The 15,190-nt window shown below is 71.9% G+C and carries 13 protein-coding genes; 6 read left to right on the plus strand and 7 right to left on the minus strand.

Annotation, left to right across the window (positions count from 1 at the left end):
• Positions 1-447 (minus strand): TetR/AcrR family transcriptional regulator (locus AW274_RS35410; protein WP_232320644.1); only part of this gene is annotated, 447 nt, incomplete at its 3' end.
• 55 nt (positions 448-502) lie between these two features.
• Here AW274_RS35410 and AW274_RS35415 point away from each other — a divergent pair.
• On the plus strand, positions 503-1,231 hold the full coding sequence (locus AW274_RS35415) for an ABC transporter ATP-binding protein (protein ID WP_083975383.1): 729 nt from the start codon (positions 503-505) through the stop codon (positions 1,229-1,231).
• 145 nt (positions 1,232-1,376) lie between these two features.
• On the plus strand, positions 1,377-2,096 hold the full coding sequence (locus AW274_RS35420) for an ABC transporter permease (protein WP_062442459.1): 720 nt from the start codon (positions 1,377-1,379) through the stop codon (positions 2,094-2,096).
• On the opposite strand, the gene AW274_RS35425 is transcribed toward AW274_RS35420, so the two are convergent.
• From AW274_RS35425 to AW274_RS35440, 4 genes are all read right to left on the minus strand, one after another.
• Positions 2,093-2,320 (minus strand): DUF397 domain-containing protein, encoded by a 228-nt coding sequence (locus AW274_RS35425; RefSeq protein ID WP_062340091.1) that lies wholly within the window; start codon positions 2,318-2,320, stop codon positions 2,093-2,095. The two genes, AW274_RS35420 and AW274_RS35425, sit on opposite strands and share 4 nt — an antisense overlap.
• A 60-nt stretch (positions 2,321-2,380) precedes the next feature.
• Positions 2,381-3,271, minus strand: a complete 891-nt coding sequence (locus AW274_RS35430) for a Sco1979 family transcriptional regulator (RefSeq protein WP_232320646.1) — start codon at positions 3,269-3,271, stop codon at positions 2,381-2,383.
• A 137-nt stretch (positions 3,272-3,408) separates the two neighbouring features.
• On the minus strand, positions 3,409-5,511 hold the full coding sequence (locus AW274_RS35435; RefSeq protein WP_062442463.1) for an MMPL family transporter: 2,103 nt from the start codon (positions 5,509-5,511) through the stop codon (positions 3,409-3,411).
• Positions 5,512-5,600: 89 nt separating this feature from the next.
• Positions 5,601-8,969: an ATP-binding protein gene (locus AW274_RS35440; RefSeq protein WP_062442467.1), complete on the minus strand. Its 3,369-nt coding sequence runs from the start codon at positions 8,967-8,969 to the stop codon at positions 5,601-5,603.
• Positions 8,970-9,062: 93 nt separating this feature from the next.
• Here AW274_RS35440 and AW274_RS35445 point away from each other — a divergent pair, with 93 nt between their 5' ends.
• Together AW274_RS35445 and AW274_RS35450 are read left to right on the plus strand one after the other, a co-directional pair.
• Complete coding sequence (locus tag AW274_RS35445; RefSeq protein ID WP_062442472.1) at positions 9,063-9,722, plus strand: hemerythrin domain-containing protein; 660 nt, start codon at positions 9,063-9,065, stop codon at positions 9,720-9,722.
• A 38-nt stretch (positions 9,723-9,760) separates the two neighbouring features.
• A complete protein-coding gene (locus tag AW274_RS35450; RefSeq protein ID WP_062442858.1) occupies positions 9,761-10,417 on the plus strand; it encodes a hemerythrin domain-containing protein in 657 nt (218 codons plus the stop codon).
• Here AW274_RS35450 and AW274_RS42840 read toward each other — a convergent pair.
• A complete protein-coding gene (locus tag AW274_RS42840) occupies positions 10,414-11,130 on the minus strand; it encodes a DUF5941 domain-containing protein (protein ID WP_062442475.1) in 717 nt (238 codons plus the stop codon). The two genes, AW274_RS35450 and AW274_RS42840, sit on opposite strands and share 4 nt — an antisense overlap.
• Complete coding sequence (locus AW274_RS42845) at positions 11,127-12,659, minus strand: CDP-alcohol phosphatidyltransferase family protein (protein WP_062442480.1); 1,533 nt, start codon at positions 12,657-12,659, stop codon at positions 11,127-11,129. Before AW274_RS42845 ends, AW274_RS42840 begins: the two co-directional genes overlap by 4 nt.
• 169 nt (positions 12,660-12,828) lie before the next feature.
• On the opposite strand from AW274_RS42845, the gene recO reads away from it, so the two are divergent.
• Together recO and AW274_RS35470 are read left to right on the plus strand one after the other, a co-directional pair.
• Positions 12,829-13,569, plus strand: a complete 741-nt coding sequence (gene recO / locus AW274_RS35465) for a DNA repair protein RecO (RefSeq protein ID WP_062340084.1) — start codon at positions 12,829-12,831, stop codon at positions 13,567-13,569.
• Positions 13,570-13,589: 20 nt separating this feature from the next.
• Entirely contained in the window at positions 13,590-15,167 is a 1,578-nt protein-coding gene (locus AW274_RS35470; protein WP_062442484.1) for a hypothetical protein, read from the plus strand.
• Positions 15,168-15,190: the final 23 nt, after the last annotated feature.

The raw sequence follows: 15,190 nt of genomic DNA on the forward strand, positions 1-15,190 counted from the left end.
GCCCGGTTCGGCGCCCGCCTCGTCGGCGAGGGTCTCGGCGAGGATCTGCTCCCGCCGCTCGTGGAGTTCCCGGGTGCGGGAGACCAGCGACGGGGCGTCGTTGATCATCTTGGCCACGAGTTCGCTGCCCTCCGACGTGCCGTAGCGCCAGTCGCGGGTGTCGATCGCGTCGAGGAAGTCGCGGCGCAGGGCGTCGACGGCCGATTCGCCCGGGCGGCGGTCGCGGACCACGACGGCGAGGAGCTGCTCAGCCTCGTCGAGGCGGTCGAGGCAGAGGTCCTCCTTGGTCCTGAAGTAGTTGAAGACCGTGTTCACCGAGACGTCGGCGACCCTGGCGACCTCGGCGACGGTCACGTTGTCGAAGCCGTGGTGCAGGAACAGGCCCATCGCGATGTCCGAGATCTTGAGCCGCGTCTCCCGCTTCTTGCGCTCCCGCAGGGTCTCCATGGTTGGGATCCTACCAAACTTGTAGTGACACCAATTTTAGAGTTACTCTATCGAAGTGATTACCGCCAGAGCGCTGACCAGGACCTTCAAGGGCGTGCCCGCCGTGCGGGGCGTCGACCTCGACGTCCACGAAGGGGAGATCTGCGGCTTCCTCGGCCCGAACGGGGCCGGGAAGACCACCACGCTGCGCATGCTGACCACCCTCCTCAAGCCGACCTCCGGCACCGCGACCGTGGCGGGCCACGACCTCGTCGACGACCCGCCGGGGGTGCGCCGATCCATCGGCTACGTCGCCCAGGGCGGCATGTTCTCGCCGCTCTCCCTGATCGGCGACGAACTGCGCCTGCAGGCCCGGCTGTACGGCCACTCGGCCCGCGAGGCGCGGCGGCGGACGGGGGAGGTGCTCGACCGGCTCGACCTGGGCGGCTTCGAGAAACGCACCCCGGCCTCGCTCTCGGGCGGCCAGGCCCGGCGGGCCGACCTGGCGATGGGCCTGATCCACACCCCCCGGGTGCTGTTCCTCGACGAGCCCACGAACGGGCTCGACCCCCGGGCGCGGGCCGAGCTCTGGACGTACATCAGGGGCCTGAAGACCACGATCTTCCTCAGCACCCACTACCTCGACGAGGCCGACGCCCTGTGCGACCGGGTGCTGATCATCGACGACGGCCGGATCGTGGCCGCCGGCTCGCCGGCCGACCTCAAGCGCGACCACGCGGCGGCCACCCTCGACGAGGTCTTCCTGACCGTCACGGGCCGCCCGATGGAGGGGGCGGCGGCGTGAACCGGGCCGGGAAATGGGCGCCGCGTTTGTGCGGAAATATGTTTCCGGATTTTTCCGGATGCCTTCATCGGATGGGTGCGCACAACCCAAACGATCTTCGTCGGGAAACGTCCCGGCATTCGGCTGACAAGAAGGAGGTCATCGGATGACTGCGTTTGTTGTGGCGGCGCATTATCTCCGCGAAACGTTCCGTAACCGATTCGTGATCGTTTTCGGGGTGGTCCAGCCCGGGCTCTATCTCGTCTTCTTCGGGCCGGTGTTCACCGGGTCGGGCGTCGGCTCGTGGGACGTCCTGGTCCCCGGCCTGCTCATGCAGCTCGCGTTGCTCACCTGCGGGCTCACCGGGTTCAACATCGTGTTCGACCACCGCTTCGGGGTGCTCGAACGGCTCCGGGTCACCCCCGCCAGCAGGTTCGCGCTGCTGGTCGGGCGGGTCCTCAAGGACGCCGTGCTGCTGCTGGTGCAGTCGGTGGCGCTGCTCGTGCTCGCCGTCGCCTTCGGGCTGCGCGCGTCGGTGCCGGGCATGCTGGCGGGGCTCGTGCTGGTGATCGTGATGGCCCTGGGGCTCGCGGCGCTGTCGTACGTGGCCGCCCTCACCCTCGGCGACGAGCTGTTCCCGCCGGTCGCCGGCACCGCGGTGGTGCCCCTGCTGCTGCTGTCGGGGGCGCTGCTCCCCATGGACGGCGCCCCCGCCTGGCTCGACGTCGCCTCCCAGGCCACCCCGTTCCGGCACGTCGTCGACGCCCTGCGGTCGCTGTTCGCCGGATCGGCCGACGGGTTCGGGACCGCCGTCGTGGGGGTGGCCCTGTTCCTCGCCGTCGCGCTCCCCCTGGCGACGCGCGTGTTCAGCCGGGAGAACGCCTAACCGAGCAGGTGGTCGAAGCGGCCCGACTTGATCTCGGTGAGCATCGCGGTCAGCGCCTCGGCGCCGAAGACCAGCGCCGGGCCCTCGGGGTCACGCGAGTTGCGCAGGGCCGTGGTGCCGTCGGGAAGGCGGGCGAACTCCACGCAGCTGCCGTTCGGGTTGCTGTGACTGCTCTTCTTCCAGACGACGTGCCGCAGCTGACCGGAATTCGGAACGTATCCCATCGCGCCCTCTCATTGGTTCAGAGGGCCACCCTAGTAGGTCATCTGCACGTGCATCGGAGATTACAGAGAGGTGCGAATCTCCGTCAGGAGATCGTGTGTCTGCCGGGCCTGGTAGGCCTCCACGCACAGGCTGTTCATGACCTGCATGTAACGGTCCACCTCGTCCAGTTTCTCCAGGTAGAGGGCGCTGGTGAGCTGTTCGAGGTAGACCACGTCGGGCAGTTCGCGCTCGTCGAAGCGCAGGATCGTGAACGGCCCGCCGGCCGCCGCGTGGCCGCCCCGGTCGAACGGCACGATCTGGAGCGTGATGTTCGGGTGCTCGCTCATCTCCAGCAGGTGGTCGATCTGGGCGCGCATCACGTCGCGGCCGCCGAGCGGGCGGCGCAGGGCGGCCTCGTCGATGACCGTCCAGAGCTTGACCGCGTCGGGGCCCTCCAGGCGGGCCTGGCGGGTCATCCGGAGGGCGACGCGGCGCTCGATCTCCGCCTCGGGGGCGCCGGCGTTGCCGAGCAGGATGACGGCGCGGGCGTAGTCGGGGGTCTGGAGGAGCCCGTGGACGAACTGGACCTCGTAGGCCCGGATCACCGAGGCGGCCTCCTCCAGGCCGACGTACATCTCGAACCAGGAGGGGAGCAGGTCGCTGTACTTGTGCCACCAGCCGGGCGAGTTGGCCTGCCGGGCCAGGGTGATCATGGCGTCGCGGTCGACCGCGCTGGTCACGCCGTAGAGGGTGAGCAGGTCGGCGACGTCGCGTTCCTTGAAGCTGACGCGGCCGAGCTCCAGGCGGCTGATCTTCGCGTGGGAGGCGCGGATGACGTGGCCGGCGTCCTCGGGGGAGATGCCCTTGGCCCGGCGCAGCCGCCGGAGCTGGGCGCCGAGAAGGATGCGCAGCACCGTGGGTCCACCACGGGAGTACGAGAGCACACCGGGGTGGGCCGGTTCAGCGGTCACGACAGTCTCCACACGGGTACGTCACAGGTCGGGCATTTCCTTAACCAGTGCATCATTGTCGCATCAGCGGCCCTTGGCAAACAGTGCCCTATTCATGGGAAAATGCCAAGAGCCGCCACCTGCACGTGCATATGCGATTATTTGTTGATTAGTACCGATTCGTTAGACCGGCTGACAATGGGGGCCGCGTCGTGGTGGCGCACCTCCGGCAGCAGCCGGTCGAGCCAGCGCGGCATCCACCAGTTGGCCCGCCCGAGCAGCGCCATCGTGGCCGGCACCAGCACCAGCCGGACGAGCGTCGCGTCGATCAGCACGGCCGCCGCCATGCCCACCCCGGTCGTCTTGACGGTCACGTCGGGGTCGAGCGCGAAGCCGACGAACACCGCCACCATGATCGCGGCGGCGCTGGAGATCACCCGGCCGGTCGAGGCCAGCCCCCGGATCACGCTGCCCCGGGCGTCGCCGGTGGCGAGGTAGTCCTCGCGGATCCGCGAGAGCAGGAACACCTCGTAGTCCATCGACAACCCGAACAGCACCGTGAACATCAGGATCGGCACCCAGCTCGACACCGCCCCGCCGTGCGGCAGCCCCACCAGCGCGGCCCCCGCGTCGGTCTGGAACACCGCCGTGATCACCCCGTACGCCGCCGCGACCGACAGCAGGTTCATCACCGCGGCCTTGAGGGCGACGACCGGCGCCCGGAACAGCACGGTCAGCAGCAGCAGCGACAGCACCACCACGAACGCGACCACCACCCACAGCCGCTCGGCCAGCCGGTCGGAGATGTCGCCGAACACCGCCACCACGCCGGTGACCATGACCCCGCCGGGCAGGGTCGCGCGCAGGTGCCGGACGAGTTCGGTGGTGCGTTCGTCCTGCGGCCCGGTCGCCGGCTCGACGGTGATCACCGCGGCCGTGCCCTGGATGATCGGCGGCGACACCGCCACGACGTCCGTCAGCTTCGCCAGCTCGGCGGCCGCGGCCGGCGCGAGTGAGGCGTCCATGGCCAGCACGATCGGGCCGTTCGCGCCGGGGCCGAACTCGGCGGCGACCAGGTCGTAGGCGACCCGGGTGGTCTTGCTCTCGGGCTGGGTGCCGGCGTCCTGCGGCCAGGTGCGCATGCCCAGCATCGGCGCGGCCAGCGCCAGCAGCACCACGACCGCGACGAGCGCCGACCTGACCGGCCGCTCGCCCACCCACGCGGCCCACCGGGCCGTGCGCGGGGCCCGGACGACGGGCTTGACCAGGCCCAGCCGCTCCCGGCGGGGCAGCACCCGGCGGCCCGCCAGGCCCAGCATCGCCGGGACCAGCGTGATCGAGGCGACCATGACCGCCCCGACGGTGGCGAACGTGGCGTACGCGAACGACGCGTAGACCGGCAGCGTCGACAGGTTCAGCCCGAACAGCGACACCAGCACGGTCAGGCCCGCCATCAGCACCGACGTCCCGGCGGTCGCGGTCGCGTGCGCCGCCGCCTCCCGGGGCGGCAGCCCGGCCCGCAGCGCCTCGACGTGCCGGCTGACCAGGAACAGGGCGTAGTCGATGCCGACCCCGAGGCCGACCATGGTGGCGATCGTCGGGGCGATGGTGGAGATCTCGGTCAGCGCGGCCAGCAGGGTGACCAATGCGGTGCCGACGCCCAGGCCCATCAGCGCGACGAGGATCGGCAGCCCGGCCGCGACCAGCGAGCCGAGCCCGGCGATCAGGATGACCAGGGCGGCGACGATCCCGACCACCTCGGCGGTGCCGCTCGGCGCGGAGACGTTCTCCGGCACCTCGCCGCCGAACGCGACCGTGAACCCGGCCTCCTTCGCGGGGGCGGCGGCGTCGGTGAGGGCGTCCACGGCCTCGGAACCCCGGAAGTCGGTCACCGGGATCGAGTAGCCGACCTCGACCAGGGCGGTGTCGCCGTCGGCCGACAGGCGCGGCGGGGCGACGCGGGAGACGTGCGGCATCGCGGTGAGGCGGTCGGTCAGCGTGGCCAGCAGGTCGGCCGGCACCGGACCGTCGCCGTGGACGACGACCCGCGACCCGGCCCCGGCCATCGCCGGGAAGTGCTCGGCCAGGAACGCCTTGCCGTCCTGCGACGGGATGCCGGGCACGTCGTAGTCGTCGTGGGTGGTGCCGCCCGCGGCCATCGACAGGCCGGTCGCCGCGACGAGCGCGACCAGCCAGACGGCGAGCGTGCGCCACGGATGTGCGGCGGCCGCGCCACCAAGGCGGCCGAGCAAGCGTGACATCGGGGGTGTCCTCTCGTGGTCGGGTTACACCCCCCACGTTCGGCCCGGCCGCTTGGTCGCCTCTTGGGGCGGGCTTGGAGACCGGGAGGTCACCCCTCCGCGAGCGCCGCCAGGGCCTTCTCGGCGTCGGCCGCCCACAACGGCGCGCCCCGGCCGAGGGCCACCTCGATCGCCAGCCGATAGCAGTCGGCCGCCTCGTCGAGGTCGCCCAGGCGGACCGCGAGGTCGCCCAGCAGGTGGGCGACCGGCCGCAGCGCGATCGACAACGAGGCCGCCCCCGGGATGCCGTCGCGCAGCGGCAGCAGCTGCTCGCGGATCTCCCGGGCCTCCTCGGGCGAGCCCACCCGGGCCACCGCCATGGCGCGCACGCCCAGGTAGACGGAGTAGTAGAAGTCCTTGCGGATCGGGAGCAGCTCGGTGCGGATCTCGGCGGCCTCCCGCAGGCGGCCCTCGCGGCCGAGCGCCACCGCCACCAGGTCGTTGACGATCGCGCCGTGCTCCTCCTTCAGGGCCCAGGCGACGTCGGCGTACTCGCCGTGCCGGTCCTGGGTGAGCCGGATCGAGAAGACCGCCAGCGCGTGGGCCCCCGCCGCGTTCAGCGAGCCCTTGCGGTGGAGCAGGCCGAAGGAGGCGGCGTAGGCCGCCTCGGCGCCGTCGAGGTCGCCGGCCACGTGGCGGAGCGTCGCGTAGGCGACGTTGACCACCTCGCGCGCCTCGATCATCTGGTACGCCGTCGCGAGCCCGTTGGCCGCCTTCAGGTGCCGGTGCATGCCGGGCAGGTCACCCAGCATCCAGCAGCCCCGGGCGGCGACGAACATGCCGTACCAGCGGTAGGCCAGCAGGTGGTCGTGGCGCTCCGACAGGTCGATCAGCCGGATCGCCAGGTCGAGCACCTGCCGGGGGTGCAGCTCGAACGGGGTCTCCTTGATCCGGACCGTGAGGGCCAGCGCCGTCATCGCCGGGTCGCCGAGCGTGGCGGCCAGCTCCTCCAGTTCGGCGGCGGCCGCCGCGCTGCGCGGGTCGCCCTCGTTCTCCAGCTCGGAGACGATCATCTCCAGCAGGCGGCACCGCACGACCGGGTCGAGGCCGCCCCGGTTCAGCAGGCGGGTGATCAGGCCGACGGTGTGCTCGTCGACGTAGGAGTAGGGCCGGATCAGCCAGGGCGTGGCCTCGGTCCAGCACGAGAACGCGGCGATCAGCAGGTCGTCGCGGCCCGCCGTCTGGGCGATCTCGACCGCCTTCTGCCGGGTCTGCCGGGCGTGCGCCACCGCGCCGTCCTGCACCTGGGCGCGGACCAGCGCGGCCAGCAGCCCGACCTTGGCCGCCTCGCGGTCGGCCACGGCCTGGGCGGGCACGCGCTCGAACGCGTCGAGCGCCTGCTCGTAGAGCTCGGTGGCGGTGTCGTAGGCGTAGCGGCGGGTGGCCAGTTCGGCGGCCTTGACCGAGTGGGCGACGGCGCGTTCGGCGGTCGCCGAGGTGCCCGCGCGGGCGTAGTGGTGGGCCAGCGCCGTGTGGTCGTCGGGGTGCAGCGCGGCCAGGGCGTCGGCGACGCGGGCGTGCATGCGGGTGAGCCGCACCTGCGAGAGGTCGTGGTAGAGGGTGTCGCGGACCAGCGCGTGGGCGAACCGCACCCGGCCCGGCGACGGTTCGGTGAGCAGGCCGGTCAGCACGCCCGCCTCCAGGGCGTCGAGCACGCCGTCCTCGTCGGCGTCGGCCGCGCCGACCAGCACCTCGACCTCGGCCTCGCGGCCGACGGCGGCGGCGAGGCGGAGCACGGTGACGGCGGGCGCGGGCAGCCGGGCCAGCCGGCGGCGCAGGACGTCGCGCACCCCTTCGGGCACACTCCGGGCCACCCCCGCCAGGCTGCCCTCGGAGGCCAGCAGGCGGGCGCTCTCCCGTACGTAGAAGGGGTTGCCGCCGGTGCGTTCGGCGATCCAGGCGACGGTGCCGGCCTCGACCTCGGGTCCGCAGACCGAGGTCACCAGCCGTTCGACGTCGCCCTCGGAGAGCCCGTCGAGGTGGAGGCGGGTGGGGGAGCGCCCGGCCAGCGCGGCCAGCGCGTCCTCCTGGGCGTCGGTCACGTCGGAGGGCCGGTAGGCGGCCACCAGCAGCACCCGCGCGGCGGTCAGCTCCCCGGCCACGGCGACCAGCAGGCCGAGCGTCTCGGCGTCGGCCCGGTGCAGGTCGTCGAGCACGATCGCGAGCGACCGGCCCGACGTCGCGGTGAGGGAGCGCAACCAGGCGCAGGCGGCGCGGTGCATGCGGAACCGGCCGGCCGCGCCGTCGTCGGAGGGCGGGCGGGCGTCGCCGAGCAGCGGGGCCAGCGCCTCGGCGTGCTCGTTCAGCGGGGCGATCCGGGTCAGCGGGGCCAGCGCCTCGATCCACGCCCAGGCGGGCGGCGCACCCTCGGTCTCGGGGCAGCGCCCGGTCGCGACCAGCCAGGCCGCCGGGTCGAGGTCGTCGGCGATACGGGCGATCAGGGTCGACTTGCCGGCCCCCGGCTCGCCGCTGATCAGCACCACGCCCGCGTCACCAGCGGCGGCGCGGGCGGCGGCCTCGGCGATCTCGGCCAGTTCGAGGTCGCGGCCGACGAACAGCGGCCCGGCGGGATCGGTCCAGTTCTCGGCCGCGCGGGGCGCGGCCACCGTGATCGGCGCGGTCCCGGCCGGTCCGGGCGCGCGGGTGGCGGCGTGCAGCAGGTCGAGACGCTGGGCCAGCACGGCGTCCTCGAGGTCGGTCAGGGCCGGGCCGGGGTCGAGGCCCAGTTCGTCGACCAGGGTGGTGCGGGCCCGGCGCAGCGCCGCGAGGGCGTCGGCCTGCCGTCCGCTGCCCCACAGGGCCAGGGCCAGCAGCCGCCAGCCCTCCTCGCGCAGCGGTTCGCGCCGCGTCAGCATCTCGGCCGCCGGGACCGCGTCGGCCGGCGGCGCCGACCGCAGGGTGGTCTCGACCAGCAGCTCCTGGGCGACCAGGCGGACCTCGGTCAGCCGGGCGGCTTCGGCGACGGCCCACTCCTCGTCGGCGAACTCGGCGAACGCCGCGCCCTGCCAGATGCCCAAGGCGTCGCTGAGCAGCGTGCGCGCGGCGGCGGGGTCGCGGGCGCTCAGGTCGCGGGCCTCGGCGGCGGAACGTTCGAACCGCCAGGCGTCGACGGCGTCGGCGTCGAGGCGGACGGCGTACCCGGGGGCGGCGCTCACCAGCACCGAGGCGGGGGCACGCGGCGGCCGGCCGGGTTCGAGCAGGCGGCGCAGGTTGGCCACGTACGACTGGAGCGAGGCGATCGCCTTGGCCGGGGGCTCCCCGCGCCACAGGTCCTCGATCATGCGGTCGACGGAGACGACGTCTCCGCGCGAGGCGACCAGGAGGGCGAGCACGGCGCGCTGCCTCGGCCCGCCGAGGAGCACGGAACGCCCGTCGACGTCCGCTTGGAGGGGACCAAGCACCCGTACGCGAACGGTCACGCGGCCAGGTTATACCCCCAGAACATCCCAAGAGACCTTCAAGCCACATGGCGGACATTCAATGCCTGACCTCGACAGAAAGGTAAGACGATCATGTCTGCCGATCGGCCCGACACCCACGACATGCTCGTGGTCCACCGGGTGTTCCGGCGCGAGTCGCGGGTGCTCGCGGAGCTCGTGCCCACCGTCGCCGGGGGCGACGTCGCCCGCGCCCGGATCCTGGCCGCCCACCACCGCGACTACGCGATGGGCCTGCACCACCACCACACCGGCGAGGACGACCTCATCTGGCCCAAGCTGCTGGCTCGGGTCGACCTGGAGGCCGACCTGGTGATCCGCATGGAGCACCAGCACGAACGCGTGCAGGCCGGCCTCGACCGCATCGACGCCGCGCTGCCCGAGTGGGAACGCACCGCCGACCCCGCCCTGCGCGACCACCTCGCCGGCCTGTACGCCGACCACCGGGCCGCCCTCCTGGAGCACCTCGACGACGAGGAGAAACACGTCCTGGCGCTGATCGAGGAGCACCTCACGGTCGCCGAGTACGCCGCCGCCGGGGCCCGGTTCGCCACCGAGACCCCTCCAGACAAGCTGCTGCTGTTCCTCGGCGCGATGCTGGAGGAGGCCACCCCGGCCGAACGCGCCCACCTTCTCGGCAACCTGCCGCTGCCCGCGCGGCTGGCCTGGTTCCTGGTGGGCCGGCGTCGGTACCGGCGGCGCGTGGCCCTGGTACGCGGCTCTTCAAGAGGCTGACCAATCATCTCCAAGTGCCCCGTCCCAACCTGGGGCCCATGACGAACGAACGCCCTTACGTCCAAGAGATGGTCATGATCCACCGGGTCTTCCGGCGGGAGGCGAAGATGATGCCCGAGCTGTTCCGCCGGGTCAGGCCCGGCGACGTCGCCCGCGCCGCTCTCATGGCGGAGCACTACCGGGGCTACGCCGACGGCCTGCACACCCACCACACCGGCGAGGACGACCTGCTCTGGCCGAAGCTGCTGGCCCGGGTCACGCTGGAGGCCGACCTGGTCAACCGGATGGAGCACCAGCACGAGTACATCGCCGACACCATCCGCCGCATCGGCGACCTGCTGCCCGAGTTCGAGCGCACCGCCGACCCGGTCGTCCGCGACCGCCTCGCCGACCTGCTCACCGACCACCACCAGGCCCTCGACGAGCACCTGCGGGAGGAGGAGACGCACATCCTGCCGCTGGTCACCGAGCACATCACGGTCGCCGAGTGGAACGAGATGGGGGAGCGCGGCGTCAAGGAGGCGTCGGGCGGCTCGCTGAAGCAGCAGCTGATCGTGCTGGGCGCGATCCTGGAGGACGCCACCCCCGAGGAACGCGCCCACTTCATGGGCAACCTGCCCGTCCCCGCCAAGATCGCGTGGAACCTGGCGGGGAGGCGCTTCTACGCCAGGCGCAGGGCGCTGGTGCGCGGCTAGTTGGGCTCGGCCTCGCCGGTGGCGGCCTCGACCGCGTCCTCGGGGCTGGCCTCGAGGTCCTGCTCGGCGTTGGCGACCGCCAGCGCCGACTGCTTGTCGAGCCGCACCCAGCTGTTGACGCTCTCGACCGAGAACAGCACCACCAGGTAGAGGGTGAGCGCGCCGGCCACCCAGGTGAGCGTGCCGGTGGCCGCGCCCACGCCGAGCAGCAGCAGCCGCACCTCCCAGCCCAGACCCGCCTGGAAGATCCACGCCGGGGGCCAGATGCTCTGGCGGGTCCGGTAGACGGTGTCGTAGGTGTGGTAGCCGACGATGTAGAGCAGCACGAACAGCAGCCACTTGGGGGTGTCGGCGGCCAGCCCGACCAGGATGATCGTCAGGAACTCGGCCGCCCGGAGCAGCGGCGGCGTCAGCCAGTCGAAGCGTCCCAGGTGGTCGTGCGAGGCCGTCGGCAGCACCAGCACGGTCAGCACCACCGCGGGCACCAGCAGCATCGGGCCCTCGGTCAGCGACCCGGTCACCGCCAGCGCGATGATCGCCAGCAGCGCCGCCAGCGCCATCGGCACCGGCGGCAGCCCGCGGCCCAGCCGCGGCTTCAGCAGCGTGACCAGCGGGCCGTCGTCGCGGTAGGCCACCAGGCGGGCGGTCTGCACCCGCTGCCGCTCCAGGTGGGGGTCGACGACCTCGGGCTCGGGCTGGGGGTGCGTGATCATGCCATCGACCTCAGGAGACGTCCGGTCAGGGTGTACGTGGCCGCGATGCCGCCCCAGGTGATCAGCACCAGGAACGTGACCCTGGGGTCGAAGAACGCGGTGACGATGGCGATGGCGGCGAACCGCTCGCCGATCGGGAAGACGATCATCTTGCGGGCCCAGTGGACGGTCCGGAACTTCCCGGCCTTCGTCCACAACCGCAGCAGGTTCTTCACCGCGCCGCCGCTGGTCGCCTTGCGCACCTCGAGGGCGTCGCGCAGCGGCCGGTCGTCGGCCACGGCCAGGTCGAGCGTCGGCAGCGGGTTCGGCGGCTTGCGGCGGTTGGCCGCGCCGAAGGAGAAGTCGAGCAGGTGCTTGACCGACTGGAGCGCCAGCGCGATCAGGGCCAGCGTCCAGATCTGCTCGCCGTCGCCGAACTGCCCCGAGACCGTGGCGCCCACGGCGAGGCCGACGAAGACGGCGTACTCCTTGAACCGGTCGAACGTCGCGTCGAGCCAGGCCCCGAGCACCCCGAACTTGCGGGCGTACCGGGCGACCTGCCCGTCGACGCAGTCGAACACGAACGCGAAGTAGATCAGCACGCCGCCGGCGACGTAGCCGGGCCGCCCGCCGGTCGCGAACGCGCCCGCGGCCAGCAGGCCCAGCGCGATCGAGATCAGCGTGACCTGGTTGGGGGTCAGCCCCCGCCGCGCCGCCCACCGCGCGATGAAGCGCGAGTAGGTGCTGACGAAGTAGGTCGTGAAGAACCCGTCGGCGCCCTTGACGGCGTTGTCGAGCCGGGCCCGGTCCTCGTCGTAGGTGAGGAACTCCTGCACGGCCTCGGCCGCGTTCCCGGCGTCGACCTGCCGGTAGAACAGGTCACGGCGCCCGCGGATGCCGACCGAGACGCCGCGGCGGACCAGCCCCAGCACCAGCAGCTCGGTCACCCCGTCTTCCGGGCCGGTGAGCGAGGCGAACTCGGCCAGGTCGCTCGCGGCCTCGGCCAGGTTGGCGACCTGGCTCGCCTTCAGGTGCAGCGGCCCGAGCAGCGCCGCGTTGGGCCGGGTCACCTGGTGGTAGGCGCTGCCCTGCGAGATCACCCGGGTCTTGCTGATGCGGGCCCGCTGGGGACGCCCTTCCAGGACGTTCATCCCGATCTCGGGCACCGCCTCCTCGATGGGAGGCGGCTCGGGGGCGTCGGGGTCGCGCTCTTCGCGGACGACCAGCGCGACGGCGCCCCGCTTGGACTTCACGAGCTGGTAGATCAGCTCGTCGTGGATCAGCGAATCGGCCGGGAGGACCAGCAGGTCCTCGTCCAGCCCCGCGGCCACTTCGGCGATCGCCCGCAGGTCCCCGGCCCGGTCGGCGCTTTCCACCGTCCGGGCGCCCGGGTAAAATGCGGCTTGACCTGGCCTGATGATCACGACCGGTTCGGGGTCGTAAGGCACGGCCTGGTCGATCAGCCGCTGGAAGGCCATGGGGGAGCCCGGCAGGCCGGCGAGCGGCGGGGGCGCTCCGTTTTCGGAGCCCAGCAGCACCACGCGGGTCATGGCACCCTTTCTCTGGTTCATGCGGCGGGCGGAGGAAACCCACGCAGAGGCCAAAGCTTAGTGACCTTTCGGTTAACCCGTCGCACCCCAGGTTTACCGGACGTATAGACAGTGCCACGAGGTTACTTACCGAAATTTCACCAAACGTGACCCCGAGTAGGCTGACGCCGTGAGTCTCTACCGTGACGAGGGCGTCGTCCTGCGCACCCACAAACTGGGCGAGGCCGACCGCATCATCACGATCCTGACCCGGCGTACCGGCAAGGTCAGAGCGGTCGCCAAAGGCGTCCGCAAGACCAAATCCCGCTTCGGCGCCCGCCTGGAACCCTTCACCCACGTCGACGTCCAGTTCCACACCGGCCGCACCCTCGACATGGTCACCCAGTGCGAGACCATCCGCCCCTACGGCGAACCGCTGGTCTCCGACTACCCCCGCTACACCGCCGGCACGGCCATGCTGGAGACCGCCGACCGCCTGACCCTGGGCGAGAAGGAACCCGCCCTCCGCCAGTTCCTGCTGCTGGTCGGTGGCCTGCGCACCCTCGTCGACGGCTCCCACGAACCCCGCCTGGTCCTCGACGCCTTCTTCCTGCGCTCCCTGGCCGTCGCGGGCTACGCCCCGGCCCTGTCGGAGTGCGCGCGATGCGGCGCGGAGGCGGTCCGCGCGTTCGCGATCGTGGCCGGGGGCGTGGTCTGCGGCAACTGCCGCCCCTCGGGCGCGGCGGTCCCGGCGGCGGAGACGATCGCGCTGATGATCGCGTTGCTGCGCGGCGACTGGGAGACGGCCGACGCGTCGGAGGCCCGGAACCGGGTGGAGTGCAGCGGGCTGGTGGCGGCTTATCTGCAGTGGCACCTGGAACACGGAATCCGGTCCCTCAAACACGTCGAACGGGGCCTCGCGCCGTCCTGAGTTTCGCTACATTTCCGGCGGTGGACCTCATTCCGGCCGATCTTTCTTTCGCCGAGGAAAAGGTCGTCGCGGCCTTTCCCGTGGGAGCGCCGGTCGATCTCACCCGGCTTCCCGATCGCCGGGTGCGCGCCGAGGTCGTCGCCGCGGTGCTTTTCGGCGTGTGCGACCTGCCACGCGGCGCGCGACCCGCGTTACGTCTCACCGGAGCCCGGGTCGTGGAAGAACTCGTCCTGGAGGCGGGTTCGATCACCGCGCCCGTTTCGATGACGGGATGCGATTTCGAATCGGGCATCGACCTGGCCGACGCCACCGCCGTCACCGTCCGCCTGCGCGACTGCCGGCTCGCCTTCCTGCACGCCTCCGACCTGCGCACTCAAGGGGACGTCGAGCTCACCGACGGCTCGGTGGTGATGGGCGCGATCGACCTACAGGGCGCCCGGATCGGCGGCGACCTGCGATTGTCGAAAGTGCACGTGCACCCCGGGGAGAAGACGGCGGTGTATCTCAGCCGGACGAGAATCGAGGGCGGCCTTTTCGTCCGCGATTCGCTCGTCTGCGGTCAGCTCCGCATGATCAGCACCCACGTCGGCGGATTGTTCACCGCGCGGGGGTCGGATATCCGGGTGGACGAGGTCTCGGCGATCCACGCCGAACGGCTGAAGGTCGGCGAGAGCGTGTTCATCGACCGGGGATTCCGCTCGACCGGCCGGGTGTATCTGCGCGCCGCGGAAATCGCCGGCGGCATTGGGGCGCAGCACGGCCGGATCGCCCCGACGGCCGGTGAATGCGTCAATCTCACCCGCGCCGCGATAGGCCGCAACGTGCATTTCCACGGCGCCGAACTGAACGGCGACTTCGACGCGCGGGGATCGCACGTCGGCGGAAACATCGACCTTGACAAGACTGTCTTCGCGGCGGACGCCCGCGTCGACCTGTCGTTCGCCGAGGCGAGAACCGTCAGGGTCGCATTCGCCGATCCGCCCGATTCGCTGAATCTCGAAGGCGCGAAGTACGGCGTCATCGAAGACCGCCGCGACACGTGGCCCCGGCACGTGCGCCTGGAGGGCTGCGCCTACGGTGCGGTCAAGGACGACAGCGACGCGGGCGTGCGCGACCGGTTGACGTGGCTCGACCGCGACGAGGGCGGCTTCTCCCCGCAGCCCTACGAACAACTGAGCGCCATGTACCGGGCCCGGGGCGACGAGGCCGCCGCCCGCAGGGTCGCGCTCGAACGCCACCGCCGCCGCCGGAGGGCGCTGACCGCCGGCGGCAAGGCGGTCAGCTGGTTCTCCGAGGTGACCGTCGGGTTCGGCTACCGGACCTGGCTGGCCGGGATCTGGCTGGCCGCGCTGCTGGCGGCGGGCGCGGTGATCTTCTCCGTCTGGCCGCCCACGGCCGTCGACCCGAAGACGCTCCGCCACTTCGAGCCGGTGATCTACACCCTCGACCTGCTGCTCCCCATCGCCGACCTGAAGCAGGAGCCCTTCTGGCAGCCCGCAGGCGGCACCCGCTGGTTCGCGTGGGCGCTCGTGCTGTTCGGCTGGGGTCTCGGCACCGCCCTGATCGCGGGCCTGATGCGCCTGTTCAACCGGAACTGACGCGGAACGAGGACCGTCCGGGA

This window comes from Herbidospora daliensis (assembly GCF_001570585.1).
Lineage (GTDB): Bacteria > Actinomycetota > Actinomycetes > Streptosporangiales > Streptosporangiaceae > Herbidospora > Herbidospora daliensis.

Coding starts and splice junctions, on each gene's coding strand:
- AW274_RS35420 (WP_062442459.1), top strand. CDS start 1,377: ATGACTGCGTTTGTTGTGGCGGCGCATTATCTCCGCGAAACGTTCCGT.
- AW274_RS35425 (WP_062340091.1), bottom strand. CDS start 2,320: ATGGGATACGTTCCGAATTCCGGTCAGCTGCGGCACGTCGTCTGGAAG.
- AW274_RS35435 (WP_062442463.1), bottom strand. CDS start 5,511: ATGTCACGCTTGCTCGGCCGCCTTGGTGGCGCGGCCGCCGCACATCCG.
- AW274_RS35445 (WP_062442472.1), top strand. CDS start 9,063: ATGTCTGCCGATCGGCCCGACACCCACGACATGCTCGTGGTCCACCGG.
- AW274_RS35450 (WP_062442858.1), top strand. CDS start 9,761: ATGACGAACGAACGCCCTTACGTCCAAGAGATGGTCATGATCCACCGG.
- AW274_RS42840 (WP_062442475.1), bottom strand. CDS start 11,130: ATGATCACGCACCCCCAGCCCGAGCCCGAGGTCGTCGACCCCCACCTG.
- AW274_RS42845 (WP_062442480.1), bottom strand. CDS start 12,659: ATGACCCGCGTGGTGCTGCTGGGCTCCGAAAACGGAGCGCCCCCGCCG.